The organism is Staphylococcus sp. AC872 (assembly GCF_979255425.1).
This window is the reverse complement of the sequence record NZ_CEEDKW010000082.1, coordinates 1-244: the sequence shown is the minus strand read 5'-3', so window position 1 is coordinate 244 and position 244 is coordinate 1. Positions and strand designations below refer to the sequence as shown.

Annotated in this window: 1 pseudogene; it reads left to right on the top strand. The window is 29.1% G+C overall.

From position 1 onward, the window contains the following. Positions 1-244: pseudogene (locus tag ACZ267_RS13010) on the top strand (tRNA uridine-5-carboxymethylaminomethyl(34) synthesis enzyme MnmG); the annotation flags it as partial.

Sequence of the window (244 nt, the reverse complement as noted above, 5' to 3'; positions counted from 1 at the left end):
AGTGATCGAAGAAAATGGTGGTTCTAAACTTAAAGATGGTATATTAGCTATCGATTTATTACGTAGACCTTAAATGACATATGATACGATATTAGAAATCTTGGAAGAAGATCATCAATTACCTTCAGAATTTGAAGAACAAGTTGAAATTCAAACAAAATATGAAGGTTATATCAATAAATCATTACAACAAGTTGAAAAAGTAAACCGTATGGAACAAAAGAAAATTCCTGAAGACTTAGAC